The organism is Pseudoxanthomonas sangjuensis (genome assembly GCF_010211755.1).
Lineage (GTDB): Bacteria > Pseudomonadota > Gammaproteobacteria > Xanthomonadales > Xanthomonadaceae > Pseudoxanthomonas_A > Pseudoxanthomonas_A sangjuensis.
Genome location: NZ_PDWR01000001.1, coordinates 83,700 through 110,439 on the forward strand (window position 1 = coordinate 83,700; position 26,740 = coordinate 110,439).

A 26,740-nucleotide genomic window follows, 5' to 3' on the forward strand; every position below is an offset into this window, starting at 1 on the left:
GGTTATTGGTTCTTGGGTGGTCGGTCGTTTGCCAGCAACCAGGAACCAACAACCAAGAACCGCTATGCGGATCAGCCAAACCGGCCGGTGATGTAATCCTCGGTCTGCTGCTTGCTCGGCGAGGAAAAGATGGTCGAGGTCAAGTCGTGCTCGATCAGGTCGCCCAGGTACATGAAGGCGGTGTAGTCGGACACGCGCGCGGCCTGTTGCATGTTGTGGGTGACGATGGCGATGGTGTAGTCCTGCTTCAGTTCCTCGACCAGTTGCTCGATGCGGCTGGTCGAGATCGGGTCGAGCGCGCTGGTCGGTTCGTCCAGCAGCAGCACGTCGGGCTTCAGCGCCACCGCGCGGGCGATGCACAGGCGCTGCTGCTGGCCGCCGGACAGGCCCAGTGCCGACTGCCCGAGCTTGTCCTTCACCTCGTCCCACAACGCGCCCTGGCGCAGCGCCAGTTCGACGCGGTCGTCCATGTCGGCCTTCGACAGCTTTTCGTGGTGGCGGATGCCGTAGGCGACGTTCTCGTAGATCGTCATCGGGAACGGCACCGGCTTCTGGAATACCATGCCGACCTTGCTGCGCAGCCGGTTCATCGGGTACTTCGGCGACAGGATGTCGTCGCCGTCCAGCAGCACCTCGCCCTTCGCTTCCAGCTTCGGGTACAGCGCGTAGATGCGATTGAAGACGCGCAGCAGCGTGGACTTGCCGCAGCCGGACGGACCGATCAGCGCGGTCACCCGCTTCTCCGGGATCTGCAGGTCGATGTTCTTCAGCGCGCGGAACTTGTCGTAATAGAAGTCCAGCCCGCGCGCTTCCAGCTTCACCGGAGCGGGCGGCAGTTCGCCGCGGTCGGTGGTCACCATGCTGATGCGCTGCGTGGGTGCGCTGGAGGTGGCTTGGTTCATGGTCGGATCCGCAGGCAAGGCAGAAGTGAGCGAAGGGAAGTGAGGAGCGGGTGGCCGGGAAGGGTGCTTGCCCGCTTCTTGCTCCCCTCCGCTCGTTTCCGGCTCTTAGTCATGGTTGATCTTGTTGCGCAGCAGGATGCCGCGCGCGGTCAGGCTGACCAGCAGCACGAACACGGTCAGCACCAGCGCGCCGGCCCAGGCCAGCGTTTGCCAGGTTTCATAGGGGCTGCCGGCGAACTGGTTCATCACCACCGGCACGCTGGCCATTGGCTGGCGGATGTCGGCGTTCCAGTACTGGTTGCCGAACGCGGTGAACAGCAGTGGCGCGGTTTCGCCGGAAATGCGCGCCAGGGCCAGCAGGATGCCGGTGACGATGCCGGCCGAGGCGCTGCGGTACAGTACCTGCACGATCACCTTCCACTGTGGCACGCCAAGGGCGAGGGCGGCCTCGCGCATCTGCTGCGGCACCAGGCGCAACATCTCGTCGGTGGTGCGCACTACCACCGGCAGCACGATGAAGGCCAGCGACACCGCGCCGGCGATCGCCGAGAAGCCGGTCGTGGCGACGATCATCGCGTAGACGAACAGGCCCAGCACGATCGACGGCGCCGACAGCAGGATGTCGTTGACGAAGCGGACCACGGTGCCGGCCTTGCGCGCGTTGCCGTATTCGGCCAGCCAGGTGCCGGCGGCCACGCCCAGCGGCGTACCGATCAGCAGCGCCAGCGCGCACATCACCGCGCTGCCGAAGAAAGCGTTGGCCAGGCCGCCTTCCTGCATCGGCGGCGGCGTGGTCTGCGTGAACAGGTCGAGGTCGATGCCGCCGATGCCCTTGGCCAGCAGCGTCCACAGGATCCAGGCTAGGAAGAACAGGCCGAACAGCGCGGTGGCCACGGACAGCGCGATCGCGACCGCGTTGACGACGCGGCGGCGGGCGTAGATGCCGTTGGACGCATGGGCGGCCATCAACTGCCCTCCTTGCGCGACAGTCGCAGCAGCATGCAGCGGGCCGCGGCCAGCACCACGAAGGTGACGACGAACAGCACGAAGCCGAGCAGCAGCAGTGCCGAGCGGTAGGTCTCGGTGGCCTCGCCGAAGTCGTTGGCGATCAGCGCGGCGAGGGTGGTGCCCGGCTCCAGCAGCGAAGCCGACAGTCGCACGCTGTTGCCGATCACGAAGGCCACCGCCATGGTTTCGCCGAGCGCGCGGCCCAGGCCGAGGAAGATGCCGCCGATCACCGCGCTGCGCGTGTACGGCAGCACGATGTCCCAGCTCACTTCCCACCTGGTGCTGCCCAGCGCGCAGGCCGATTCCTTCAGTCGCGTGGGCACGGTCAGGAATACTTCGCGCATCACCGAGCTGATGAAGGGAATCACCATGATCGCCAGCACGAAGCCGGCGGTCAGCATGCCGATGCCCAGCGGCGGGCCCTGGAACAGCGGCCCGACGATGGGCAGGGTGCCGAGGTGGTCGTTGAGCCACGGCGTCACGTGCTCGGTCATCACCGGGACCAGCACGAACAGGCCCCACATGCCGTAGATGATCGACGGGATGCCGGCGAGCAGTTCGATCGCGGTGCCGATCGGCCCGCGCAGCCAGCGCGGCGCCACTTCGGTCAGGAAGAAGGCGATGCCGAAGCTGACCGGCACCGCGACCAGCATCGCGATGACCGCCGTCACGATCGTCCCGTAGATCGGCGCCAGCGCGCCGTACTTGTTCTCGACCGGGTTCCAGTCGGTCGAATAGAAGAAGCTCAGGCCCTCTTCCGCCAACACGTGGCGGCCGCCCCACAGCATCGACAGCGCGGCGCTGGCCAGTGCGACCAGCACGAAGGCCACGGTAACGACCAGGAACCAGCGGAACCGGCGGTCGTTGGCGGCGGCGCGCGTGTCGCGGCTCGGAGTGGTGGAGGCGGGCAGGGCGGTGGCGTTCAAGTGTTCCCGGGGTGCGCTTTTCGTCGTTGCCGCGATGGCGAAGCGCGTCGGCGGGCGTGTCCGCGCCCGCCGCCGCGCCGCTGCATTACTTCAGGGCCGTGGCCCAGTAACCCTCGATCTGCTGCACCAGTTCCGGCGGCAGCGGCACGTAGTCCAGTTCCTTCGCCTGGGCCTGGCCGTTCTCGAACGCCCACTTGAAGAACGCCAGCGTGTCGGCGTTGCGCTTGGCGTCCTGCGGCTGCTTGCGCACCAGCATGAAATTGGTCGCGGTGATCGGCCACGCCTGCTCGCCCGGCGCGTTGGTGATGACCAGGTTGAAGTCCTTGGCGTTGGCCCAGTCGGCGCTGGACGCGGCGGCGGCGAAGCTTTCCGCGCTGGGCTGCACGAAGTTGCCGGCCGCGTTCTGCAGCGCGGCGTAGGGCATCTTGTTCTGCAGCGCATAGGCCAATTCGACGTAGCCGATGCTGCCCTTGATCTGTTTCACGTACGAGGCCACGCCTTCGTTGCCCTTGCCGCCGACGCCGCCCGGCCACTGCACGCTGGTGCCTTCGCCGACCTTCTCCTTCCACGCCGGGCTGACCTTGCTCAGGTAGTTGGTGAAGTTGAAGCTGGTGCCCGAACCGTCGGAGCGGTGCACGAGGTTGATCTTCAGGTCGGGCAGGGCGACGCCGGAGTTGACCGCGGCGATGGCCGGGTCGTTCCACTTGGCGACCTTGCCGAGGAAGATGTCGGCCAGCAGCGCGCCGGTCAGCTGCAGCTTGCCGGCTTCGATGCCGTCGAGGTTGACCACCGGCACCACGCCGCCGATCGCAGACGGGAACTGCGCCAGGCCGGACTGCGCCAGTTCCTCGGACGACAGCGGCTTGTCGGACGAACCGAAATCGACCGTGCCGGCCTTGATCTGGGCGATGCCGCCGCCGGAGCCGATCGACTGGTAGTTGACCTTGTTGCCGGTGGCGGCGTTGTAGTCGGCCGACCACTTCGACACCAGCGGATAGATGAAGGAAGCGCCGGCGCCGGAGATTTCCGCGGCATTCGGGTTGGCCGGGGCGGTGGCGGCAGCACCATCCGCGCCCGGGGCGGTGGCGGCCGGGTTGGCGCCGTCGGTGGTGGGCTTGCAGGCCACGATGGCAAGGGAAACGGAAATGGCCAACAGGGCGATGCGCGCCGGCTTCAGGTTCATGGATGTCTCCGGGGAGGATTCGCGGGCAGGGCCGCTGGGTTCCACTATGAAATGATGTTTTTGTTACAGCCGTATGACGTCGATCGCCTGGTCTGGAACGGTGGCCGGGATTTGCCTGGCCATGCGCAAAAAAAGCGCGGACCTTGCGGCCCGCGCTTCGGGGTGGACGACAGGGGAGAGGGACCCGCCGCCCGGCGCACGTTGCTTATTTCAGGTTGGTCGACCAGTAGGTCTCGATCTGCTGCACCAGCGAGTCCGGCAGTGGCACGTAGCCGAGCGTGGTGGCCGAGGCGTCGCCGTTGGCGTAGACCCAGCGGAAGAACTCGGTGGCCGCCTTGGTGCCCGGCTTGCCGCCCTTGTGCACCAGCATGAAGTTGGTGGCGGCGATCGGCCACGCCTGGTCGCCCGGGGCGTTGGTGACGATCAGGTAGAAGTCCTTGGCGTGCGACCAGTCGGCGCTGGCGGCGGCTTCGGCGAAGGTGTCGTCGCTGGGGTTGATGTAGTTGCCGGCGGCGTTCTTCAGGCGCGAATAGGCCACCTTGTTCTGCAGCGCATAGGCCAGTTCGACGTAGCCGACCGAGCCCTTGATCTGCTTGACGTAGGCGGAGACGCCTTCGTTGCCCTTGGCGCCGATGCCCACCGGCCACTTGACCGTGGTGCCCTCGCCGACCGCGCTCTTCCACGCCGGACTGATCTTGGACAGGTAGTTGGTGAAATTGAACGTGGTGCCCGAGCCGTCGGAGCGGTGCACGACGGTGATCTTCTGCGCCGGCAGGCCGATGCCGCCATTGGTGGCGACGATGCGCGGGTCGTTCCACATCGTGATCTTGCCGAGGAAGATGTCGGCCAGCACGTCCGGGTCCAGCTTCATCGCGCCGGGCTGCACGCCGGGCAGGTTGAACGCCGGCACGATGCCGCCGATCACCGACGGGAACTGCGCCAGGCCCGAACGGGCCAGTTCGTCCGGCGGCAGCGGTTTGTCGGACGAGCCGAAGTCCACGGTGCCGGCCTTGATCTGGGCGATGCCGCCGCCGGAACCGATCGACTGGTAGTTCACTTCCTTGCCGGTCGCCGCCTTGTAGTCGGCCGACCACTTGGACACGGCGGGATAGACGAACGAAGCGCCCGCGCCGGTCACGTCGGCAGCGTGGGCGGAGAAGGCCATGGCCGTCGCCAACAGTGCGGCGGCGGTGCGGAGGGTGGTTTTGTGGGTCACGGAATTAGGCTCCTGAAGGCGGACAAAAGCCGGGCTGGGCGCCCGCTTCCCATCTATTCCAATCCGGTTACGTGACATCTCCGCTGCAGTTGTGTGTCAGACGAATGACATGCGCGTGACCCGGGTCCGGAGGCGGCATGCCCTGATCCGTGCGTGGACAGGGGGCCCGCGGGCTGGAAGGGGAGAGTCGCCGGACCGGACCGGCCGGGCTGGGATTTCCGTGCCGTGCGCCAACCGGGCTGGCCAAGGCGACGGATACGCCGCGTATCGAGCGGCGTTTATTGCCGGCCCGCCATGCCGCTGTCACGCCAATGTCATTTAATTGACCCGGAACAGTCATGCGGATAGCGGAATCTTAACCGCGTTGCGCCGCGGCACGACGGCGGCTGCGGCAATTCCCAACAAAATCCACCCCGGAGATATCCCATGCGTTCCAATCTGCTCGCGACGGCCATTGCCGCCAGCCTCGGCCTCGTCGGCCTGGCCGCCACCGATGTCGCGCACGCGCAGTCCTCCACCGAACTGGCCGAACTGAAGGCGCAGATCGCCGCGCTGCAAGCGAAGGTCGAGGATCTGGAATCGCGCGCCGATGCGCAGTCCGAAGTCAACGTCGAGCAGGCCAAGGTCAACGAATCGGTCGCGCCGACCGTCGATTCGCTGAAGAAACTGGTCAACGACACCAAGCTCAGCGGCCGCATGTACTTCGACCTCACCAACATCGACCAGGAATCGAATGGCGCCAAGACCGACGCCAGCGGCTTCGGCTTCGACATCAAGCGTTTCTACCTGGGCGTCGACCACAAGTTCGACGACGTCTGGTCGATGAACCTGACCACCGACTTCCAGTACAGCTCCGCGATCTCCTCGACCGAGCTGTACATCAAGAAGGCCTACATCCAGGCCAAGCTCAGCGACGCCTTCGTGCTTCGCGCCGGTTCGACCGACCTGCCGTGGGTACCGTTCGCGGAGAACTACTACGGCATGCGCTATGTCGAGAACACCATCGCCGACCGCCTGAAGTTCGCCACTTCGGCCGACTGGGGCCTGCATGTCAGCGGCGAAGCGGGCAGCGGCATGTTCAACTACGCCGCCGCGATGCTCAACGGCGCCGGCTACAAGAACCCGAGCCGCAGCAAGGGCGTGGATTTCGAAGGCCGCATCGGCTTCGCTCCCACCGCCAATACCGTCGTTGCCGTGGGCGCCTACTCCGGCAAGCTGGGCAAGGAAAAGGAGAATACCGAGGCGCTGCATACCGCCGACCGCGTCGACGCGATGGTCGCCTACGCTTCGCCGAACTTCCGCGTAGGCGCCGAGTACTTCCAGGCCAAGAACTGGAACAACGTGCTGACCGCCGCCTCGGACAAGGCCGATGGCTACTCGGTGTGGAGCAGCGTCGGCCTGACCGACGGCGGCGTGACCCTGTTCGGCCGCTACGACAAGGCCGACCTGAGCAAGGAAATCGACCCGAGCCTGGAGGAGACCTACTACAACCTCGGCGTCGAATTCCCGGTGATCAAGGGCGTCAAGCTGGCCACGGTGTACAAGTACACGCACCGCGAGAACGACACCACCACCGACCAGGAGACCAAGGAATTCGGCGTCTGGGGCGAATTCCGGTTTTGATCCGGCTTGCCCGGATCGACGGGCGCGACGAAAACGGCGGGCTTCGGCCCGCCGTTTCGCTTTCCGCGCGCGTGCTCACGCGGCGGGGGTCTTGTCCTTGAACCGGCACAGGTCGCGGATCACGCATTGCGGACAGTCCGGCTTGCGCGCCTTGCACACGTAGCGGCCGTGCAGGATCAGCCAGTGGTGCGCGTCGGGCTTGAATTCATCCGGCACCACCTTCAGCAGTTTCTCCTCGACCGTCTTCACGTCCTTGCCGGGCGCCAGCCCGGTGCGGTTGGCGACGCGGAAGATGTGCGTGTCCACCGCGATGGTCGGCTCGCCGAACGCGGTGTTCAGCACCACGTTCGCGGTCTTGCGGCCGACGCCGGGAAGCGCTTCCAGCGCCGCGCGCGAACGCGGCACCTCGCCGTCGTGCTCTTCGATCAGGATGCGGCTCAGCGCGATCACGTTCTTCGCCTTGCCGTTGAACAGGCCGATGGTCGCGATGTACTTCTTCAGCCCGTCCTCGCCGAGGTCGAGGATGGCCTGCGGCGTGTTCGCGACCGGATACAGCCGCCGCGTGGCCTTGTTGACGCCGACGTCGGTGGCCTGCGCCGACAGCACCACCGCGACCAGCAGTTCGAACAGGGTTCTGTATTCGAGTTCGGTGGTCGGCTTCGGGTTCAGTTCGCGCAGGCGCGTGAACAGTTCGACGACTTCCGCGCGGGAGAACGGCTTCGGGCGGGCCGGGGCCGCGGTTTTCTTCGCCGGTCTGCCTGTCGCGGGAGCCTTCGCGGCGGGTTTTTTCTTCGGTTTCGTCGTCATTGGTCACCGCGTTGCGCGGCCTTGGCCTTGGCACGGGCGAGAACCGCGGCGGCGGCGGGCGGCAGCGACGACTTCTGCGCCTGCGGCGGTGACCGGCGCGCCGCGCGTTCGGCGGCGATGCGCGCCAGCCGGGCTTCGCGCGCGCGGTAGCGTTCGCGCGCGGCCCAGGCCTTCGCGAGGCGCGCCTGCGCATCGACGATCTTCGCCGCGACGACCTCATCGCACGCCGGGCAGGGCGCGAACGCCACCAGCCCGGCCTCGATCGCGGCGTCGACATCGTCGGCATCGAGCAATTGCGCCAGCCGCTCGCCGAGCCTGCAGTCGTGCATGCCCGTCAGCGCCCGGTGAAAGCCGGCTTGCGCCGTTCGAGGAAGGCGCGGGTGCCCTCGCGCATGTCGTCGGTCGCGAACATCAGGCCGAACTGCGCGGTTTCGTACTGCAGGCCTTCGCCGATCGCGCATTCGCCGCCCACGGTCACCGAGTCGAGGATGCCGCGCAGCGCCAGCGGCGCGGAGGCGGCGAGTTGCGCGGCCAGCTTCGCGGTTTCCGCGTCGAGTCCGGCGGCGGCGACCACGCGGTTGACGATGCCCAGCTGCTGCGCGCGGGCGGCGTCGATCGGCGCGCCGAGCAGGCACAGTTCCAGCGTCGCCGCGCGTCCGGCCAGGCGCAGCAGGCGCTGGGTGCCGCCGAAGCCGGGGATCAGGCCGAGGTTGATCTCGGGCTGGCCGACCTTCGCGCTGTCGGCGGCGATCCGCAGGTGGCAGGCCATCGCCAGTTCCAGCCCCCCGCCGAGGGCGAAGCCGTTGATCTTCGCGATCACCGGTTTCGGCATCGTTTCGATGCGCCGCATCAGGCGCTGGCCGCGCAGGGAGAAATCGCGGCCCTCGCTGGCGCTCAGGCCCGCCATTTCGGCGATGTCGGCGCCGGCGACGAAGGCCTTCGGCCCGGCGCCGGTCAGCACGACGGCGCGCACCGCGGGATCGGCGGCGGCCGCGTCGAAGGCGGCGAGCAGGGCGTCGAGGGTGGCCGCGTTCAGCGCATTGAGCTTGTCGGGGCGGTTGACGGTGAGGGTGCGGACGGCGCCATCGTCGGCGGTCAGGACTGGGGATTCGGTCATGGGTTCTGGCGAAAGGGGGGCGAAATGTTCAAAAGTCGTTTTTCGGGGCCGGACAAAACGGGAACTTCCGCCGCAAAACGCGGGTCACAGCCGCCGTCCTCACTGGTTATTAAGCCGGTGCGGGACTATCCTAACGCGAGCTTTTCCAGATTCGTCGGGGGCGGCCTGGCCGCCCCTTTCCATAACCGGAGGTTTGTTCCGAATGAAGTTGCGTCAGTTCCTGGCCAGTGTGGCCCCCGCCAGCCTGCTGGCTCTTTCCCTGGTCGCCGGCGGCGCGTTCGCGCAAACCACCCCGGCCCCCGACCGCAATGCCCTGAGCTATGCGCTGGGCTACGACCTCGGTCGCAACCTGATCGAAAGCGGCGAATCCGTCGACCTGGCCACGGTGCAGCGCGCGCTGCAGGAAGGCTATGCGAAGAAGGAGCCCACCGTGCCGGTGGAGCAGCTGCGCACCGCGGTCGAGGCCATGCAGAAGCGCCAGGCCGAGAAGGCCAAGGCCGCATGGGACAAGGCCGCCGCCGACAACAAGGCGCGCAGCGACGCCTTCATCGCCCAGCACAAGACCGCCGCCGGCGTGCAGACCCTGCCGGGCAGCACCGTTCAGTACAAGGTGCTGGAATCGGGCAGCGGCGCGCGTCCGACCCAGGCCAGCACCGTGCAGCTGGAGTTCGCCGGCCCGTATCCGTTGGGCCAGCGCCCGCAGCAGGCCCAGCCGGCCCGCCAGATCCCGTCGATGAAGGTCAGCGAAGTGCCGCTGACCGGCCTGCGCGAAGCCCTGCTGGCGATGCCGGCCGGTTCGAAGTGGGAAATCACCCTGCCGGCCGACAAGGCCTACGGCGCCGACCCGCGCACCGAGTTCCCGCCGAACCTGGCGGTGCAGTTCGAGGTCAAGCTGGTCAGCGTGAAGTGACCCGACGGCGCGGTCGCGCCTGGCGCGGCCGCCCCGCCATCGCGTCGTCCCCGCGCAGGCGGGGCTTCCGCTTCCGATACGCGACGAAACGCCGGCCCCGTGCCGGCGTTTCGTTTTGCCGGCGCACATCCGGCGCCGGCCGCGCTGGGCGATAATCGGCGCATGAGCTTTCCCTACTTGCCGGTGCCGAGCCCGTGCATCGGCGTCTGCACCCTCGACGACGACGGCATCTGCCTGGGCTGCCGGCGCACTTCCGACGAAATCGCCCGCTGGCCGCGAATGAGCAACGACGAACGCCTGCGACTGATCGAAAACGTGCTGCCCGAACGCGAATGGGCGCGCGTGGCCGCGTTGCCGCCGCTGCCCGAGCGCGAAGCGCTGCAGCGCGCGCTGCATCCGCTCGCGGCGCCGCCGCAGGGCCCGGGCTGGAACCACGACGACCTGGCCGACGTGCTGCCGCCGGGGCCGCTGCACGAAGCGGCGGTGCTGGTCGGCCTGGCGCCGCGCGATTCCGGCACGCAGGTGCTGCTGACCCGGCGCACCGACGGCCTGCGCAACCACAGCGGTCAGGTCAGTTTCCCCGGCGGGCGCGTCGACGAAGGCGACATCGGCGTGGTCGCCGCGGCGCTGCGCGAGACCGAGGAGGAAATCGCGGTGCCGCCGGCGCAGGTCGTGCCGCTGGGCTTCCTCGATCCGTTCGTCACGGTCAGCAGTTTCCGCGTCACCCCGGTGGTGGCGCTGCTGGACCCGGCCTACGCGGCGCAACCGAACCCCGGCGAAGTGGCCGACGTGTTCGAAGTGCCGCTGCAGTACCTGATGGCGCGCGACAACCTGCGCAAGGTCGAAATCGACTTCAGGGGCCGCCGCCGCGTGGTGCTGGAATACGACTGGCCAGGGCAGCGCATCTGGGGCGCGACCGCGTCGATCCTCTCGAACCTGCGGCAACGGCTGGAGCGCTACGGATGAACTGGACCGCGCTGGTGCAGGTCGGCGAACTGGCTGCGGCACTCGACGACCCGCGGCTGCGCCTGTTCGACGCGCGCGCCGTCGCCGCGATCACGCCGGACGGCCCCAACCCCGCGTTGCTCTACGCGCAATCGCATCTGCCCGGCGCGCAGTACGCCGACCTCAACCTCGACCTGTCCGACCTCAACAAGGCCGGGCAGGGCCGGCATCCGTTGCCGGACGACGAAGTCTTCGCGCGCAGGCTGGGGTCGTGGGGCGTGTCGCCGGCGCATCAGGTCGTGGTCTACGACGCCGGCGACGGCAGCATGGCCGCGGCGCGGATGTGGTGGTTGCTGAAGCTGCTCGGCCACCAGCGCGTCGCCGTGCTCGATGGCGGCCTGGCCGCCTGGCAGGTCGCGGGTTTGCCGCTGACCGCGGAAGTGCGCGCCTGTCCGGAAGAGGCGCCTTACCCGGCGCGCTTCGACCGCTCGCGCATCGTCACCGCCGACGCGGTGCGCGAGCGCCTCGACGAGGACAGCGGCTGGCTGATCGACGTGCGCGCCGCCGAACGTTTCCGCGGCGAAGTCGAACCGATCGATCCGGTCGCCGGCCACGTGCCCGGCGCGCTGAACCGGCCGTTCGCACAGAACCTGCGCGACGGCCGCTTCAAGCCGGCGGACGAACTGCAGGGCGAACTCGAAGCGCTGCTGGCCGGCCGCCGTCCATCCGACACGGTGCTGATGTGCGGCTCCGGCGTCACCGCCTGCCACCTGCTGCTGGCGTTCGAACACGCGGGCCTGCATGGCGCGCGGGTCTTCGCCGGCTCGTGGAGCGGCTGGATCGGCGATCCGTCGCGGCCGGTGGCGAAGGGCTAGGGGCAGGCGGAGGGACGGGCAACGGCACCCGTCCGTTTTTCTCTTCTCCTTCGCCCGTTTCCGCTGTCAAAGCACCATGCCGCCGGAAGCCTCGATCCGCTGCGCATTGATCCAGCCGGTGCCCGGCGCCAGCAACGCGGCGACCACCGCGCCGATATCGTCCGGCAGGCCGACGCGGCCCAACGCGGTCTGCGCGGCGATGGCGGCGTTGAGTTGCGCGTTGTCGCGCGCCGCGCCGCCGCCGAAGTCGGTTTCGATCGCGCCCGGTGCGAGCGTGTTGACGCTGATCCGGCGCGGGCCCAGTTCCTTGGCCAGGTAGCGGGTCAGCACTTCGACGCCGCCCTTCATCGTCGCGTAGGCCGAGTAACCCGGCAACGAGAAGCGCGCCAGTCCGCTCGAGATATTCAGGATGCGGCCGCCGTCGGCGATCAGCGGCAACAAGGCCTGGGTCAGGAAATACGGCGCCTTCAGGTGCACCTTCACCAGTTCGTCGAACTGCGCTTCGGTGGTTTCGGCGAATGGCGCGTGCACGCCGTGGCCGGCGTTGTTGAGCAGGAAATCGAAGTTCCCGCGGCCCCAGCCGGCCAGCACCCGCTTCACCTGCCCGGCGAAGGCGGGGAAGGCGCTGCTGTCGGCCACGTCCAGCTGCAATGCGGCGGCGCGGCGGCCGAGCGCCTCGATGGATGCGACCGCCTGCTCGGCTTCGGCACGGCCGCTGCGGTAGGTGAGGACCACGTCGGTGCCTTGGCGGGCCAGGTGTTCGGCGGCGTTGCGGCCCAGGCCGCGGCTGCCGCCGGTGATCAGGGCGATGGGGGAGGGGTCGTTCATGGCATTCTCCGGTTTGGGCGGCCGGACGGCCGTCGTGGGCAGCATGCTATTGGGCTTGATAAGCGCGATAAATCGGTGAAGATTGTTTTCTCTGTGCAATACAGGACGACAATCGGCCGTGGACATGCTGGAAACCTGCCGCGTCTTCGTCGCCGTGGCCGAACTGGGCGGCTTCACCCGCGCCGCCGACCGCCTGGGCCAGCCCAAGGCCAGCGTTTCGCTGGCGGTCCGGCGCCTGGAAGCGGCGCTGGGCACGCAACTGCTGCACCGGACCACGCGTCGCGTGCAATTGACCCACGACGGCGCCGCCTTCCTGGAGCGCTGCCGCGACCTGCTGGACGATGCCGACGAGCTGCAGGCCATGTTCCGCACCGAACCGCGAAGCCTGCGTGGGCGGCTGCGCGTGGACATGTCGTCGCCGATGGCGGCCAGGTACGTGATCCCGCGGCTGGGCGAATTCCTCGACCGGCACCCGCAACTGGAGATCGAGATCGGCGGGGCCGAACGCCGCGTCGACGTGGCCGGCGAAGGCTACGACTGCGTGCTGCGCATCGGCGCGATCCTCGACGACAGCCTGGTCGCGCGCCCGCTCGGCGCGTTGCGCATCGTCAACTGCGCCAGCCCGGACTACCTGCGCCGCTTCGGCACCCCGCGCCGGATCGAAGACCTGGCCGCGCACAGGCTGGTGCACTTCGTCGGAACATTCGGCCAGCGGTCGGCGGGCTGGGAATATCCCGTCGCCGGCGGATACGCGAACCTGCCGATGCCCGGTGCGGTGACGGTGAACAACGCGGCGGCGTACACGGCCGCGGCCCTCGCGGGCCTGGGACTGATCCAGACGCCGGCCATCGGCATGCGCGAGCTGCTCGAATCCGGGCAACTGATCGAAGTGCTGGCGGATTTCCCCGCCGAGCCGATGCCGGTCACGCTGCTGTACCCGCGTCGCCGGCACCTGCCGCTGCGCGTGCGCATGTTCATGGACTGGATGACGGACGTGCTGGCGCCGCATCTCGGCGCGTCGCAGCCTGTGGGAGCGGCGTAAGCCGCGACGCTTTTCGTACCGGCATGCGAAGGTGCAAGAGCAGAAAGCGTCGCGGCTTACGCCGCTCCTACAGGGGCATCATTTCTTCAGTCTTGCCACCATCGCCTGCAACGCCTGCTGCGTTTCCGGCAGGTACCAGGCTTCGACGAAACGGTCGAGGCGGATGTTGTCGTTGTGCAGGGCGACGGCGAGGTCGGCGCGGGCGATGGCGCGGGTCTGCATCACCGGCGCATGCGGCAGTTGCAGCAGCGCCTGCAGCCACGCCACCGCGCGCGGCACCACGCTGGCGATGTCGGCCAATTCGTCGACCAAGCCGATGTCCAGCGCGCGTTCGGCCGGGACCAGTTCGCCGGCGACCAGCAGGCATCCGGCGCGGTGCACGCCGACCGCGCGGCGCAGCAATTGCTGGATGCCTTCCGGCGCGACCAGTCCGACCTGGGTTTCGTTCAGGCCGATCGCGTACGGCCGCGACGGGTCGACGCTGCGCGCCATGACCCGGTAGTCGCAGCACAGCGCCAGCACGCAGCCGCCCGCGGGCGAGTGGCCGGTGATCGCCGCGGCCACTGGCACGCGCGATTCGGCCAGCGCACGGGCGACGCCGAAGAACGCCTGCCAGCTGTCCATCAGCGCGTGACGGTTTTCGCCGTGCGACAGCAGGTACGGCACGTCGAGCCCGGCGGAGAAGACGCCTTCGCCGCCGGACAGCACGATGCCGCCGATGTCGTCGCCCTGGGCCTTGTCGATCGCGGCGATCAGCGCGCGGCACAATTCGGTGTCGAGTGCATTGACCGGCGGCCGCGCCATGCGGATTTCGCGGACGTCGCTGTGTTCGATGGTTTCGACCATTGCACTCATTGCGGCCCTCCGGAGGTTGCGGGCTATGATAAGCCCATGAGCAGACGACAGCTTCCGCGATGGGTCCTGGCCGCGCTGGTGTCCGCGGCGTCGTTGCCGGCACTGGCCGACGAATGCAAACCGGTGCTGAAGGAGGGCTGGGTGAACCTGCCGCCGGTGCCGGAGCCGATGATGCTGGCTGGTTACGGTCGCATCGAGAACCCGTGCAAGCAGGCGGTGTCGGTGGCCTCGGCGTCCAGCCCGGCTTTCATGCACGTGGGCCTGCACCGCAGCGAGATCGTCGATGGCATGAGCAGGATGCGCGCGATCGGGGAGCTGCCGCTCGCGCCGGGTTCGACCGCAACGCTCGCGCCGGGCGGCCTGCACCTGATGCTGATGCACCCGTCCGCGCCGGTGAAGGAGGGCGACAAGGTCGCCGTGACATTGAAGCTGAAGGACGGACGCGAGGTTGCCGGCGTGCTGGTAGTGAAGCAAGCCGCCCCCTGACATCGCCGTCACCGCGGCTTTTGGCGGCCGGAGGAAGGATGGGCAAGCGGGATCAGGCGCCGACCGCGCTGCGGATCGAATCCGGCAACGGCCGCGGCCGACCGGTCTTGCGGTCTATCCACACCGCGACCACGTTGCCGTCGTTGTACAGCGTCCGGCCGTCGGCGTTGACGATCCGGTGCGCGATGGTCGTGCTGCTGGTGCCGACGCGTTCCACCCCCAGCTCGACCACCACGTCCGCCGGATACGGAATCGGCTGCCGGTAGTTCAGCTGTACCGACACCACCACCGGCGCGAATTCGTCGGTGACCCATTCCTCGCCGATCGAATCGAACCAGCGGATGCGCGCCTCTTCCAGGAAGGTCAGGTAGCGCGCGTTGTTGACGTGGTTGAACGCGTCCAGGTCGCTCCAGCGCAACTGCAGCGGCATGCGGAACAGCGGCTTGGGGGAACCGGCGGAGGGGGCGTTGTCGCTGCTCATTTCGTCGCGCTTTTCCTGTTGGCGTTCTTGCGCGGCGGCAGTACCGCCGGCCTGGCCACGGCCGCCGGCTTGCTGGCCTTGGCGGCGGTGCCGGGCAGCAGCTTGGCGAGGAAGCGCCCGGTGTGCGACGCCGGATTGGCGGCGATGTCTTCCGGCGTGCCGGTGGCGATGACCTGGCCGCCGCGATGGCCGCCTTCGGGGCCGAGGTCGACCACCCAGTCGGCGGTCTTGATCACGTCGAGGTTGTGCTCGATCACCACGATGGTGTTGCCGTCGTCGCGCAGCTTGTGCAGCACGCCGAGCAGGTGCTCGATGTCGTGGAAGTGCAGGCCGGTGGTCGGTTCGTCGAGGATGTACAGGGTGCGCCCGGTGTCGCGGCGCGACAGTTCCTTCGACAGCTTGACGCGCTGCGCCTCGCCGCCGGACAGCGTGGTCGCGCTCTGGCCCAGCTTGACGTAGCTCAGGCCCACGTCGACCAGCGTCTCCAGCTTGCGCGCCAGCGCCGGCACCGGCTCGAACAGCTTCAGCGCGTCCTCGACGGTCATCTCCAGCACGTCGTTGATGTTGTAGCCCTTGTACAGGATCTCCAGCGTCTCGCGGTTGTAGCGCTTGCCGTGGCAGACGTCGCAGGGCACGTACACGTCGGGCAGGAAGTGCATCTCGACCTTGATCAGGCCGTCGCCCTGGCAGGCCTCGCAGCGGCCGCCGCGTACGTTGAAGCTGAAGCGGCCCGGCGAGTAGCCGCGCGCGCGCGCTTCCGGCACCTGCGCGAACAGCTCGCGCAGCGGCGTGAACAGGCCGGTATAGGTCGCCGGGTTGGAGCGCGGCGTGCGCCCGATCGGCGACTGGTCGATGTCGACGACCTTGTCGAACAGGTCGAGGCCGACGATTTCCCGGTACGGCGCGACCGAATGCGACGAGCCGTTGATCTCGTTCGCGGCCAGCGCATACAGGGTGTCGTTGATCAGCGTCGACTTGCCCGAGCCGGATACGCCGGTGATGCAGGTGAACAGCCCGGTGGCGATGTCGAGGTCGACGTCCTTCAGGTTGTTGCCCGATGCGCCGCGCAGGTGCAGCGTCATCTTCGGGTTGGCCTTGTGCCGGGTCTTCGGCACCTCGATCTTCCGCTTCCCCGACAGGTACTGGCCGGTCAGCGAGCGCGGTGCGGCGAGGATGTCGCGCAGCGCGCCTTCGCCGACGATCTCGCCGCCGTGCACGCCGGCGCCGGGGCCGATGTCGAGGATGTGGTCGGCGGCGCGGATCGCGTCCTCGTCGTGCTCGACCACGATCACCGTGTTGCCGAGGTCGCGCAGCCGGGTCAGCGTGCCGAGCAGGCGCTCGTTGTCGCGCTGGTGCAGGCCGATGCTCGGTTCGTCCAGCACGTACATCACGCCGACCAGGCCGGCGCCGATCTGCGAGGCCAGGCGGATGCGCTGCGCCTCGCCGCCGGAGAGGGTGTCGGCCTTGCGTTCGAGCGTGAGGTAGTCGAGGCCGACGTCGACGAGGAAGCCGAGGCGTTCGCCGATCTCCTTGACGATCTTCGCCGCGATCTCGCCGCGCCAGCCGGGCAGCGACAGCTCGCGGAAGAACTTCAGCGCCTCGTCGATCGGCAGCACCACGAGGTCGGGCAGCGGCCTGTCGGCGACGAAGACGTTGCGCGCGGCCTTGTTCAGGCGCGCGCCCTTGCATTCGGGGCAGGGACGCTCGCTGACGTATTTGGCCAGTTCCTCGCGCACCGCCGGCGATTCGGTTTCGCGGTAGCGGCGTTCCAGGTTCGGCAGGATGCCCTCGAAGCGGTGCTTGCGCTGGGTGCGGCCGCCGGAATCGGTGAGGTAGGTGAAGGTGATGACTTCCTCGCCGCTGCCGTACAGCACCGCGTCGCGCACGTTGTCCGGCAGCGACTGCCAGGGCGCGTCGACGTCGAACTTGTAGTGCCGCGCCAGCGAGGCGATCAGCTGGAAGTAGTAGGCGTTGCGGCGGTCCCAGCCGCGCACCGCGCCGGCGGCCAGCGACAGCTCCGGGTGCACCACGACCTTCGCCGGATCGAAGAATTCGGCCACGCCGAGGCCGTCGCAGGTCGGGCAGGCACCCATCGGCGCGTTGAACGAGAACAGGCGCGGCTCCAGTTCCGGCAGCGAGTAGTCGCAGACCGGGCAGGAGTACTTCGACGAGAACAGCAACGGCGCCTGTTCCGCCTTGTCCAGCGACATCACGCTGGCCATGCCGTCGCCGAGCTTGAGCGCGGTCTCGAAACTTTCGCTCAGGCGCTGCTTGAGGTCGGCGCGCGGGCGGAAGCGGTCGATCACCGCCTCGATGGTGTGCTTCTGGCGCAGCGCCAGCGACGGCAGCGCGTCGATCTCGTACACGGTGCCGTCGACGCGCACGCGCACGAAGCCCTGCGCGCGCAGTTGCTCGAACACCTGCGCATGCTCGCCCTTGCGGTCGCGGATCACCGGCGCCAGCAGCATCCAGCGCTGCTCGGCGGTTTCCGGGTCGTTTTCCAGCGCCAGCGCCTGGTCGACCATCTGGCTGACCGTCTGCGCTTCCAGCGGGTAGCCGTGGTCCGGGCAGCGCGGCAGGCCGACCCGCGCGTACAGCAGGCGCAGGTAGTCGTAGATCTCGGTGATGGTGCCCACGGTCGAGCGCGGGTTGTGCGAGGTCGACTTCTGCTCGATCGAGATCGCCGGCGACAGGCCCTCGATGTGGTCGACGTCGGGCTTCTCCATCACGCTGAGGAACTGCCGCGCGTACGCCGACAGCGATTCGACGTAGCGGCGCTGGCCTTCGGCGTAGATCGTGTCGAACGCCAGCGACGACTTGCCCGACCCGGACAGGCCGGTGATGACGATCAGCTTGTCGCGGGGCAGGTCGAGGTCGAGGTTCTTGAGGTTGTGCGTCCGCGCGCCGCGGATGCGGATGAAATCCATGGCCATCGGGTGGGGTCCGGTGAGCGAACAGTCAAGCCTAGCCGGCCGGCGTTTCAGCGGCAAACCCGGTTCACGCAAAGCTGTGTGCCGGCACCGGAAGGATGCGCCAAGTCATTGTTTCCAATGGAAGTCCGGATGGACGGGCCGCCGGGCCGGGTGCGCGGGCAGGCAGGGTCGCCACGGATCCGGCCCGGACGGCCCGACGGGGATCCCCCGCCGGGCCCGCGGCTTGACCCTAAGCGATTGAATCCCGTACAATTTCGCGTCTTGCCGGCCGGTTGGATCGGCAAGGACGAAAATAACTACAGAAGCACATCCGAGGAAATACCAATGAACTACGCAGTCCTGGTGACGGGCGGCAAGCAGTATCGCGTTGCCCCCGGCGAAACCATCCGCGTCGAGAAGCTCGAAGCCGAAGCCGGCAGCGAGGTCACTTTCGACGACATCCTGTTGCTGGGCGACGGCAACGGCATCACGGTCGGCGACGCGCTGAAGGGCGCCACCGTCACCGCGACGGTCAAGTCGCACGGCCGCGCCGACAAGGTGCGCATCATCAAGTTCCGCCGCCGCAAGCACCACATGAAGCACCAGGGGCACCGGCAGCACTACACCGAAATCGAAATCACCGGCATCAAGGGTTAAGGAGAAACAGTCATGGCACACAAAAAGGGCGTAGGCTCCTCGCGCAACGGCCGCGACTCCAATCCGAAGATGCTCGGCGTGAAGGTCTATGGCGGCCAGGCGATCGACGCCGGCAACATCATCGTCCGCCAGCGCGGCACCCAGTTCCACCCGGGCGCCAACGTCGGCCTGGGCCGCGACCACACGCTGTTCGCGCTGGTCGACGGCAAGGTGGAATTCTCCACCAAGGGCCCGAAGAAGCGCCGCACCGTCAGCGTGGTCGCCGAGGCGTAAGCCTTCCGGCATCCGCGACGTACCGGAAAGCCCCGCTTCGGCGGGGTTTTTCGTTTCGGAGGCCGCCGCGGCGAACGCGGCGGCCGTTTATGATTCCCGACAATTCCTCCGCCGATTCCCCATGAAACTCGTAGACGAAGCCGAAATCCAGGTCATCGCCGGCAATGGCGGCAACGGCTGCGTCGGTTTCCGCCGCGAGAAGTTCATCCCGCTCGGCGGGCCGGACGGCGGCGATGGCGGCAACGGCGGCAGCGTGTGGCTGCAGGCCGACGAGAACCTCAACACCCTGGTCGATTTCCGCCACCAGCGCTCGTTCCGCGCCCAGCGCGGCGAGAACGGCATGGGCCGGCAGATGTACGGCAAGGCCGGCGAGGACCTGACCATCGTCGTGCCGGTCGGCACCGTCGTGCACAACGTCGAGACCGACGAGGTCATCGGCGACCTGACCCGGCACGGCGAGCGCCTGCTGGTCGCCAAGGGCGGCAAGGGCGGCCTTGGCAACATGCACTTCAAGAGCTCGGTCACCCGCGCGCCGCGCAAGGCGACGCCGGGCGAGGAGGGCGAGCAGCGCACGCTGAAGCTGGAACTGAAGCTGCTGGCCGACGTCGGCCTGCTCGGCTTCCCGAACGCCGGCAAGAGCACCTTCATCCGCGCGGTCTCGGCGGCGACGCCGAAGGTCGCCGACTATCCGTTCACCACGCTGTACCCGAACCTGGGCGTGGTCAGCGTGGAGGCGCACCGCAGCTTCGTCATCGCCGACGTGCCGGGCCTGATCGAAGGCGCGGCCGAAGGCGCCGGCCTCGGCACCCAGTTCCTGCGCCACCTGCAGCGCACGCGCCTGCTGCTGCACCTCGTCGACATCTCGCCGATGGAGGGTGGGGTGGAGGGCGTGCCGCCGGCCGAGCAGGTGCGGGCGATCGAGCGCGAGCTGGAGCGCCACGACCCGGAACTGCTGGCCAAGCCGCGCTGGCTGGTGCTGAACAAGGCCGACCTGATGTTCGAGGACGAGGCCGCGGCCGCCGCGAAGGCGGTAATCGACGAGCTCGGCTGGACCGGGCCGTGGTACCTGGTCTCGGCGATTTCGCGCGAGGGCACCTGGCGGATCATGAAGGACGTGATGGCGTTCTTCGACCGCCAGCGCGAAGAGGCGGAAGCGGCGTCGCAGGGCGCCTGATCCTCCGGAGCCAAAAGCGCGCGGCCGCAAGCCGCATCCGTGCAAAAAGAAAACCCGCCGGGAGGCGGGTTTTCGTGTCTTCCGTCCGATGCCGCTGCTCAGGCGGCGGTCTGCAGCGCCTTGATGCGCGCGGTCAGGCGGCTCTTGTGGCGGGCGGCCTTGTTCTTGTGGATCAGGCCACGGGCGCTGAAACGGTCGAGGATCGGCTGGGCGACGGCGAAGGCTTCCTGCGCGCCCTTGGCGTCGTTGGCGTCGAGCGCCTTCAGGACCTTCTTGACGGCGGTGCGAAGCTGCGAACGCTGGGCGTTGTTGCGCGCATTGCGCACGACGGTCTGCTTGGCGCGCTTCTTGGCGGACTTGATATTGGCCACGGTGGGATTCCTGGTGGGTGCTTTTTTAGAGCGGGCCTGAGAGAATTCAGGATTTGAACGGAAGACGGAAAATCGAGCCGGAAATTATGGGGGATTCAAGGACTTGCGTCAACTGGGCCGATTCCGACCCGTGGACGGCCCGATGAGCGGCCCGCGCCTGCTGCGCTCCACGGCGATTTTCAGCTCGATGACCTTCCTGTCGCGGCTGTCCGGGCTGGCCCGCGACCAGGTCTATGCCATCGTGTTCGGCGGCAGCCCGGCGATGGACGTGTTCGTCGCCGCGTTCCGCATCCCCAACTTCATGCGCCGGCTCTCGGCCGAGGGCTCGTTCTCGATGGCCTTCGTGCCGGTGCTGGCCGAATACAAGGAAAAGCACGGGCCGCAGGCGGTCAGGGAGCTGATCGACCGGGTCGGCGGCACGCTGGCGGCGGCGCTGCTGGCGGTGACCGCGGCGGTCGTCCTGTTCGCGCCCTGGCTGACCCAGGTCATCGCCCCGGGTTTCGCCGTCGGCGGCGAGCAGCACCGGCTGCTGGTCGAGATGCTGCGCATCACCTTCCCGTACGCGCTGTTCATTTCGCTGGCCTCGCTGGTCGGCAGCATCCTCAACAGCTACCAGCGCTTCGCGATCCCGGCGCTGAGCCCGGTACTGCTGAACCTGTCGATGATCGGCGCGGCGCTGGCCTCGGCGTACTTCTTCGACAGTTCGATCATGGTGCTGGCCTGGGGCGTGTTCGTCGCCGGCATCCTGCAGCTGGCCTGCCAGCTGCCGTCGCTGGCGAAGCTGGGGCTGCTGCCGCGGCCGAAGTGGGGCGTCGCCCATGCCGGCGTGCGCAAGATCATGAAGCTGATGGTGCCGACCCTGTTCGGCTCGTCGGTGGTGCAGTTCAACCTGCTGTTCAACACCATGGCCGCGTCGTTCCTGGTCGGCGGCAGCATGACCTGGCTGTACTACAGCGACCGCCTGCTGGAATTCCCGCTGGGCATGTTCGGCGTGGCGATCGGCACGGTGATCCTGCCGCATCTGTCCGGGCGCCACGCGGCGACCGACCCGGACGGGTTCTCGAAGGGCCTGGACTGGGGCTTCCGCCTGTGCCTGCTGATCGGCATCCCGGCCTGCCTGGGCCTAATCCTGTGCGCCAGGCCGCTGGTGGCGACGCTGTTCCAGTACCACCGCTTCGACGCGATGGACGCGAAGATGAGCAGCTGGAGCCTGATCGCGCAGTCGACCGCGGTGCCGGCCTTCCTGCTGGTCAAGGTGCTGGCGCCGGCGTTCTATTCGCGGCAGGACACCAGGACGCCGGTGAAATCGGCAGTGGTTTCGGTATTGGTCAATGCGCTGGGCACGGTGCTGCTGTTCGCCGCCGCGCTGGCATGGACCGATGCCGGCCACGCGGCGTTGGCGAAGGCGGGCGGCAACTGGCTGGATGCGCTGGCGCATCTCCCCGGCCTGCACGCGCTGCTGGCGCTGGCGATCGCACTGGCGGGCTGGGCCAACGCGCTGCAGCTGGCCTGGTACCTGCGCCGCGCCGGCGTCTACCGGCGCCAGCCGGGCTGGGGCCGCTGGCTGCGGCAGATCGCGCTGGCCAGCGTGGCGATGGTCGCGGTGCTGCTGGCGCTGCGCGGCCTGTGGCCGGACTGGTCGGCATGGGGCTGGTGGCAGCGCGGCTGGCGGCTGGCGCTGCTGGTCGGTGGCGGCGGCACTGCCTATGCGGCGACGCTGTGGCTGCAGGGCCTGCGTCCGCGCGAGCTGCGGCATTGAGACCGGGCCGCTGCGGCTATACTTCGTTATTCCTATGAGCAGGCTGTTCCGAGACGTCGAAGGCGGGGTGCTGTTCCCGCAGGGTAGCGTGGTCTGCATCGGCGCATTCGATGGCCTGCACCTGGGTCATCGCGCGCTGGTGCGCCACGCGGTCGCGCGTGCGCGCGAACTGGGCGTGCCGGCGGTGGCGCTCAGCTTCGAGCCGCTGCCGCGCGAGTTCTTCTCGAAGGAAATGCCGCCGCCGCGGCTGACCCTGGCGCGGGCCAAGTACCTGGGCCTGCGCGAACTCGGCGCCGATGGCGTCGGCCTGCTGCGCTTCGACGGCAAGCTGTCGGCGATGAAGGCCGAGGATTTCGTGCGCAAGCTGCTGGTCGAACGCCTGCGCGCGCGCGAGGTCTGGATCGGCCCGGAATTCCGCTTCGGCAACCGGCGCGGCGGCGACCTGTCGCTGCTGCAGGCGATGGGCGGGGAACTGGGCTTCGGCGCCGGCGAAATCGAGCCGGTGCAGCGCGGCGGCGAACGCGTGTCGAGCACGCGCATCCGCGAGGCGTTGCGCGGCGGCGGCTTCACCGAGGCCGCGCACATGCTGGGCCGGCCCTACGCGATCGGCGGGCGCGTGGTGCGCGGCCGACAGCTCGGCCGCACGCTCGGTTTCCCGACCGCCAACCTGCGTTTCCCGAAGACCCCGGCGCTGTCCGGCATCTACGCGACCTGGGTGCACGGCGTGGCCGAGCGGCCGTGGCCGTCGGTGTCCAGCTTCGGCACGCGCCCGACCGTGAACGGGGTCGAGCCGTTGCTGGAAGCGCACCTGTTCGACTTCGACGGCGACCTGTACGGCCGCCACATCGAGGTCGAATTCGTCGCCAAGCTGCGCGACGAACTGAAATTCCCCGATCTGCAAAGCCTGACCGGGCAGATGCAACGCGATGCGGCCGATGCGCGCCGCATCCTGCACGTGATCGTCCCTGATCAAGAAGCCCGCGCGTCGATGTGCGGGTTTCCCACGGAAGCATGACTGCGAGCCACCGCGTGACGCGAGACTACAAAGCCACCCTGCACCTGCCGGCGACGGACTTCCCGATGCGCGGCGACTTGCCGAAGCGCGAGCCGGACACCCTGGCGCGCTGGGAATCGGAGAACCTGTACGCGAAGTTGCGCGAGAACGCGAAGGGCCGCCCGCTGTTTGTGCTGCACGACGGCCCGCCGTACGCGAACGGCGCGATCCACCTGGGCCATGCGGTCAACAAGATCCTCAAGGACATCATCGTCAAGTCGCGCTACCTGGCCGGCTTCGACGCGCCGTACGTGCCGGGCTGGGACTGCCACGGCCTGCCGATCGAGATCGCGGTCGAGAAGAAGCACGGCAAGGTCGGGGTGAAGCTCGATGCGGCGCAGTTCCGGCAGAAGTGCCGCGAGTACGCCGAGGAGCAGATCGAGATCCAGCGCAAGGACTTCAAGCGACTGGGCGTGATCGGCGACTGGGACAACCCGTACAAGACCCTGAACTTCCGGTTCGAGGCCGACGAGATCCGCGCGCTGGCCAAGATCGTCGGCAACGGCCACCTGGTGCGCGGCGCCAAGCCGGTGCACTGGTGCTTCGACTGCGGCTCGGCCCTGGCCGAGGCCGAGATCGAATACCAGGACAAGACCTCGCCGGCGGTCGACGTGGCCTACGCCGCGCGCGACGCGAGGTCGCTCGCCGCGGCGTTCGGCGCCGACGTGCCGGACGGCGTCGAAATCGCCGTGCCGATCTGGACCACCACGCCGTGGACGCTGCCGGCCTCGCTCGCCGTTTCGCTCGGCGGCGAGCTCGAATACGTGCTGGTCGAGGGCCCGGCGCGCGACGGCGGGCGCCGCTGGCTCGTCCTCGCCGAAGCGCTGGCCGAGCGCGCGCTGCGCCGCTACGGCGTCGCCGACACGGTGGTGCATGCGCGCGCGAAGGGCGCGGCGCTGGAAGGCATCGTGCTGGCGCATCCCTTCTATGCGGACCGCGAGATCCCGATCCTGCTCGGCGAGCACGTCAGCGCCGAAGACGGCACCGGCGCCGTGCACACCGCGCCCGGCCACGGCCAGGAGGACTATGCGGTCGGCCAGGCATATGGCGTGATCGACAGGTACGCCGCCGCGCAGATCAATCCGGTCGACGGCCGCGGCGTGTACCTGCCGTCCACGCCGCCGTTCGGCGCGCTCGGGCTCGCCGGCCAGCACATCTGGAAGGCGAACGACCTGATCGTCGAAGCGCTGCGCGGCAACGGCACGCTGCTTGCGTTCTTCAAGCTCGAGCACAGCTACCCGCATTGCTGGCGGCACAAGACGCCGGTGGCGTTCCGCGCCACGCCGCAGTGGTTCATCTCGATGGAGCAGGCGCACCTGCGCCGCAACGCGCTCGCCGCGATCAAGCAGGTCGGCTGGTTCCCGGCCTGGGGCGAGGCGCGCATCGCCGGCATGGTCGAAGGCCGCCCCGACTGGTGCATCAGCCGCCAGCGCACCTGGGGCGTGCCGATCACGCTGTTCGTCGACAAGCGGACTCACGACCCGCATCCGCGCAGCGTCGAGCTGCTCGGCAAGGTCGCCGACATCGTCGAGCGGGGCGGCATCGACGCGTGGTACGCGCTGGATCCGGCCGAACTGCTCGGCGACGAGGCGAAGGACTACGACAAGGTCACCGACATCCTCGATGTCTGGTTCGATTCCGGCGTGACCCACGAAGGCGTGCTGCTGGAGCGCGGCTTCGGCAAGCCGGCCGACCTGTACCTGGAAGGTTCCGACCAGCACCGCGGCTGGTTCCAGTCGTCGCTGCTGACCGGCGTCGCCATCGACAGCCACGCGCCGTACAGGCAGTGCCTGACCCACGGCTTCACCGTCGACGAACACGGCCGCAAGATGTCGAAGTCGCTCGGCAACGGCATCGAGCCGCAGGAAATCATGAAGACGCTGGGCGCGGACATCCTGCGCCTGTGGATCGCCTCGGCCGACTACAGCAACGAGATGGCGCTGTCGCGGGAAATCCTGAAGCGCAACGCCGACGCCTACCGGCGCATCCGCAACACCGCGCGCTTCCTGCTCGGCAACCTGCACGGCTTCGACCCGGCGCGCGACCTGCGCCCGCTCGACGACATGGTCGCGCTGGATCGCTGGATCGTGCATCGCGCATGGGAAATCCAGGAGAAGATCAAGGCGGCCTACGAGCGCTACGACTTCGCCAGCATCGTCCAGCTGCTGCTGAACTTCTGCAGCGTCGACCTCGGTTCGCTGTACCTGGACGTGACCAAGGATCGCCTGTACACGATGCGCGAGGACTCGCGCGGCCGCCGCAGCGCACAGAGCGCGATGTACCGCATCGCCGAGGCCTTCGTGCGCTGGATCGCACCGGTGCTCAGCTTCACCGCGGACGAGATGTGGGGCTATTTGCCGGGCGAGCGCGGCGGCAACGTGCTGTTCGCCACCTGGTACGACGGCCTGGCGCCGCTGCCGGAAGGCGTGCCGCTCTCGGCCGCGGACTTCGACAGGCTGCTCGCGTTGCGCGAGCAGGTTGCCAAGGTGCTGGAGCCGATGCGCGCCAACGGCGTGATCGGCGCGGCGCTGGACGCCGAGATTGCGGTCTCGGCCGGCGCCGCGACCGCGGCGAAATGGAAGCCGATCGAGGACGAGTTGCGCTTCCTGTTCATCAGCGGCGACGTGACCGTGACCCCGGTCGGGGCCGACGAGGTGTTCGTGCTCGCGCAACCGACCGCCAAGCCGAAGTGCGTGCGTTGCTGGCACCATCGCGCCGACGTCGGCGCCTATGCCGACCATCCGGAATTGTGCGGCCGCTGCGTGACGAACGTCGAAGGGCCGGGCGAAGACCGGAAGTGGTTCTGATGCCGAAGGCCGTGAAACCCAACGCGCTGGCCTGGCTGCTCGTTTCGGTCGCCGTCGTCGTGCTCGACCAATGGAGCAAGCAGTGGGTGCTGGCGTCGCTGCCGGAGCACGTCCCGGTGCCGGTGATCGATGGCTTCTGGAACTGGTACCGCACCTACAACACCGGCGCGGCGTTCAGTTTCCTGAGCAACGCCGGTGGCTGGCAGATCTGGTTCTTCAGCGCGCTCGCGGTCGCGGTCAGCGGCCTGCTGGGCTTCTGGCTGTCGCGCACGCGGCGCGGCGACTGGCGCACCGCGTTGCCGTACGCGCTGGTGATCGGCGGCGCGCTGGGCAACGTGATCGATCGCGTCCAGCACGGCCACGTGATCGATTTCATCCAGTGGTACGTCGGCGAGCACTACTGGCCGGCGTTCAACGTCGCCGATTCGGCCATCGTCGGGGGGGCGATCGGCATCGCCCTGTTCAGCCTGCTCGACGGCAAGTCGAAGCGGAAGGGGGGATAATGGGCCTGCCGACTTCCCCGCCGAAC

26 protein-coding genes are annotated in these 26,740 nt (G+C 68.4%); 13 read left to right on the forward strand and 13 right to left on the reverse strand.

The features are described from left to right. Window positions 1-71 precede the first annotated feature (71 nt). The 5 genes from pstB to pstS (CSC71_RS00405) all read right to left on the reverse strand — a co-directional run bounded on the left by pstB (window position 72) and on the right by pstS (CSC71_RS00405) (window position 5,235). Window positions 72-860, reverse strand: a complete 789-nt coding sequence (gene pstB, locus CSC71_RS00385) for a phosphate ABC transporter ATP-binding protein PstB (RefSeq protein WP_425501901.1) — start codon at window positions 858-860, stop codon at window positions 72-74. A 147-nt stretch (window positions 861-1,007) separates the two neighbouring features. Next, window positions 1,008-1,868 (reverse strand): phosphate ABC transporter permease PstA, encoded by an 861-nt coding sequence (gene pstA, locus CSC71_RS00390; RefSeq protein WP_162372360.1) that lies wholly within the window; start codon window positions 1,866-1,868, stop codon window positions 1,008-1,010. Continuing rightward, window positions 1,868-2,836 (reverse strand): phosphate ABC transporter permease subunit PstC, encoded by a 969-nt coding sequence (gene pstC, locus CSC71_RS00395; RefSeq protein WP_162372361.1) that lies wholly within the window; start codon window positions 2,834-2,836, stop codon window positions 1,868-1,870. Before pstC ends, pstA begins: the two co-directional genes overlap by 1 nt. Before the next feature lie 85 nt (window positions 2,837-2,921). Further along, complete coding sequence (gene pstS / locus CSC71_RS00400; RefSeq protein ID WP_162372362.1) at window positions 2,922-4,019, reverse strand: phosphate ABC transporter substrate-binding protein PstS; 1,098 nt, start codon at window positions 4,017-4,019, stop codon at window positions 2,922-2,924. A 205-nt stretch (window positions 4,020-4,224) separates the two neighbouring features. Next, on the reverse strand, window positions 4,225-5,235 hold the full coding sequence (gene pstS, locus CSC71_RS00405) for a phosphate ABC transporter substrate-binding protein PstS (protein ID WP_281351912.1): 1,011 nt from the start codon (window positions 5,233-5,235) through the stop codon (window positions 4,225-4,227). A 426-nt stretch (window positions 5,236-5,661) separates the two neighbouring features. Between pstS (CSC71_RS00405) and CSC71_RS00410 the strand changes: the two genes are divergently transcribed. Next, window positions 5,662-6,858, forward strand: coding sequence for a porin (locus CSC71_RS00410; RefSeq protein WP_162372364.1), 1,197 nt, complete (start codon window positions 5,662-5,664; stop codon window positions 6,856-6,858). Between the two features lie 75 nt (window positions 6,859-6,933). On the opposite strand, the gene nth is transcribed toward CSC71_RS00410, so the two are convergent. The 3 genes from nth to CSC71_RS00425 are packed head-to-tail and all read right to left on the reverse strand — an operon-like array spanning window position 6,934 to window position 8,782. Next, entirely contained in the window at window positions 6,934-7,665 is a 732-nt protein-coding gene (gene nth / locus CSC71_RS00415; protein WP_162372365.1) for an endonuclease III, read from the reverse strand. Further along, window positions 7,662-7,994 carry a hypothetical protein gene (locus CSC71_RS00420; protein ID WP_162372366.1) on the reverse strand — a complete coding sequence of 111 codons (333 nt, stop codon included), beginning with the start codon at window positions 7,992-7,994 and terminating at the stop codon, window positions 7,662-7,664. Before CSC71_RS00420 ends, nth begins: the two co-directional genes overlap by 4 nt. Window positions 7,995-7,999: 5 nt before the next feature. Then, window positions 8,000-8,782 (reverse strand): enoyl-CoA hydratase/isomerase family protein, encoded by a 783-nt coding sequence (locus CSC71_RS00425; protein ID WP_162372367.1) that lies wholly within the window; start codon window positions 8,780-8,782, stop codon window positions 8,000-8,002. 202 nt (window positions 8,783-8,984) lie between these two features. Here CSC71_RS00425 and CSC71_RS00430 point away from each other — a divergent pair, with 202 nt between their 5' ends. From CSC71_RS00430 to CSC71_RS00440, 3 genes are all read left to right on the forward strand, one after another. Then, the gene (locus CSC71_RS00430; RefSeq protein ID WP_162372368.1) at window positions 8,985-9,692 is read left to right on the forward strand and encodes an FKBP-type peptidyl-prolyl cis-trans isomerase N-terminal domain-containing protein; all 708 of its coding nucleotides are present in this window, start codon (window positions 8,985-8,987) and stop codon (window positions 9,690-9,692) included. A 162-nt stretch (window positions 9,693-9,854) separates the two neighbouring features. Further along, entirely contained in the window at window positions 9,855-10,658 is an 804-nt protein-coding gene (locus tag CSC71_RS00435) for a CoA pyrophosphatase (RefSeq protein ID WP_162372369.1), read from the forward strand. Next, window positions 10,655-11,512 (forward strand): sulfurtransferase, encoded by an 858-nt coding sequence (locus tag CSC71_RS00440; protein WP_162372370.1) that lies wholly within the window; start codon window positions 10,655-10,657, stop codon window positions 11,510-11,512. Before CSC71_RS00435 ends, CSC71_RS00440 begins: the two co-directional genes overlap by 4 nt. A gap of 66 nt (window positions 11,513-11,578) precedes the next feature. Here CSC71_RS00440 and CSC71_RS00445 read toward each other — a convergent pair whose 3' ends face one another. Beyond that, complete coding sequence (locus CSC71_RS00445) at window positions 11,579-12,340, reverse strand: SDR family NAD(P)-dependent oxidoreductase (protein WP_211367802.1); 762 nt, start codon at window positions 12,338-12,340, stop codon at window positions 11,579-11,581. A 118-nt stretch (window positions 12,341-12,458) separates the two neighbouring features. Here CSC71_RS00445 and CSC71_RS00450 point away from each other — a divergent pair, with 118 nt between their 5' ends. After that, the gene (locus tag CSC71_RS00450) at window positions 12,459-13,382 is read left to right on the forward strand and encodes a LysR family transcriptional regulator (RefSeq protein ID WP_425501899.1); all 924 of its coding nucleotides are present in this window, start codon (window positions 12,459-12,461) and stop codon (window positions 13,380-13,382) included. 78 nt (window positions 13,383-13,460) lie between these two features. Here CSC71_RS00450 and CSC71_RS00455 read toward each other — a convergent pair whose 3' ends face one another. Continuing rightward, window positions 13,461-14,237, reverse strand: coding sequence for an enoyl-CoA hydratase/isomerase family protein (locus CSC71_RS00455; protein ID WP_162372373.1), 777 nt, complete (start codon window positions 14,235-14,237; stop codon window positions 13,461-13,463). Between the two features lie 36 nt (window positions 14,238-14,273). Between CSC71_RS00455 and CSC71_RS00460 the strand changes: the two genes are divergently transcribed. Then, window positions 14,274-14,723: a copper chaperone PCu(A)C gene (locus tag CSC71_RS00460; protein WP_162372374.1), complete on the forward strand. Its 450-nt coding sequence runs from the start codon at window positions 14,274-14,276 to the stop codon at window positions 14,721-14,723. A 52-nt stretch (window positions 14,724-14,775) separates the two neighbouring features. On the opposite strand, the gene CSC71_RS00465 is transcribed toward CSC71_RS00460, so the two are convergent. Together CSC71_RS00465 and uvrA are read right to left on the reverse strand one after the other, a co-directional pair. Next, a complete protein-coding gene (locus CSC71_RS00465) occupies window positions 14,776-15,204 on the reverse strand; it encodes an acyl-CoA thioesterase (RefSeq protein WP_162372375.1) in 429 nt (142 codons plus the stop codon). After that, on the reverse strand, window positions 15,201-18,137 hold the full coding sequence (gene uvrA, locus CSC71_RS00470; protein ID WP_162372376.1) for an excinuclease ABC subunit UvrA: 2,937 nt from the start codon (window positions 18,135-18,137) through the stop codon (window positions 15,201-15,203). Before uvrA ends, CSC71_RS00465 begins: the two co-directional genes overlap by 4 nt. 324 nt (window positions 18,138-18,461) lie before the next feature. Here uvrA and rplU point away from each other — a divergent pair, with 324 nt between their 5' ends. The 3 genes from rplU to obgE all read left to right on the forward strand — a co-directional run bounded on the left by rplU (window position 18,462) and on the right by obgE (window position 20,220). Further along, window positions 18,462-18,773, forward strand: a complete 312-nt coding sequence (gene rplU / locus CSC71_RS00475; RefSeq protein ID WP_162372377.1) for a 50S ribosomal protein L21 — start codon at window positions 18,462-18,464, stop codon at window positions 18,771-18,773. 12 nt (window positions 18,774-18,785) lie between these two features. Beyond that, window positions 18,786-19,046 (forward strand): 50S ribosomal protein L27, encoded by a 261-nt coding sequence (rpmA, locus tag CSC71_RS00480; protein WP_162372378.1) that lies wholly within the window; start codon window positions 18,786-18,788, stop codon window positions 19,044-19,046. Between the two features lie 121 nt (window positions 19,047-19,167). Continuing rightward, window positions 19,168-20,220: a GTPase ObgE gene (gene obgE / locus CSC71_RS00485; RefSeq protein ID WP_162372379.1), complete on the forward strand. Its 1,053-nt coding sequence runs from the start codon at window positions 19,168-19,170 to the stop codon at window positions 20,218-20,220. Window positions 20,221-20,318: 98 nt separating this feature from the next. Here obgE and rpsT read toward each other — a convergent pair whose 3' ends face one another. Further along, window positions 20,319-20,591: a 30S ribosomal protein S20 gene (gene rpsT, locus CSC71_RS00490; protein WP_162372380.1), complete on the reverse strand. Its 273-nt coding sequence runs from the start codon at window positions 20,589-20,591 to the stop codon at window positions 20,319-20,321. Window positions 20,592-20,733: 142 nt separating this feature from the next. Here rpsT and murJ point away from each other — a divergent pair, with 142 nt between their 5' ends. Genes murJ through lspA form a run of 4 tightly spaced genes read left to right on the forward strand, consistent with a single transcriptional unit; the run spans window position 20,734 to window position 26,714 of the window. After that, window positions 20,734-22,350: a murein biosynthesis integral membrane protein MurJ gene (gene murJ, locus CSC71_RS00495; RefSeq protein WP_162372381.1), complete on the forward strand. Its 1,617-nt coding sequence runs from the start codon at window positions 20,734-20,736 to the stop codon at window positions 22,348-22,350. Window positions 22,351-22,384: 34 nt separating this feature from the next. Next, a complete protein-coding gene (locus tag CSC71_RS00500; protein WP_162372382.1) occupies window positions 22,385-23,365 on the forward strand; it encodes a bifunctional riboflavin kinase/FAD synthetase in 981 nt (326 codons plus the stop codon). 14 nt (window positions 23,366-23,379) lie between these two features. Continuing rightward, entirely contained in the window at window positions 23,380-26,211 is a 2,832-nt protein-coding gene (gene ileS / locus CSC71_RS00505; protein WP_162372479.1) for an isoleucine--tRNA ligase, read from the forward strand. Next, window positions 26,211-26,714 (forward strand): signal peptidase II, encoded by a 504-nt coding sequence (lspA, locus tag CSC71_RS00510; RefSeq protein WP_162372383.1) that lies wholly within the window; start codon window positions 26,211-26,213, stop codon window positions 26,712-26,714. Before ileS ends, lspA begins: the two co-directional genes overlap by 1 nt. Window positions 26,715-26,740: the final 26 nt, after the last annotated feature.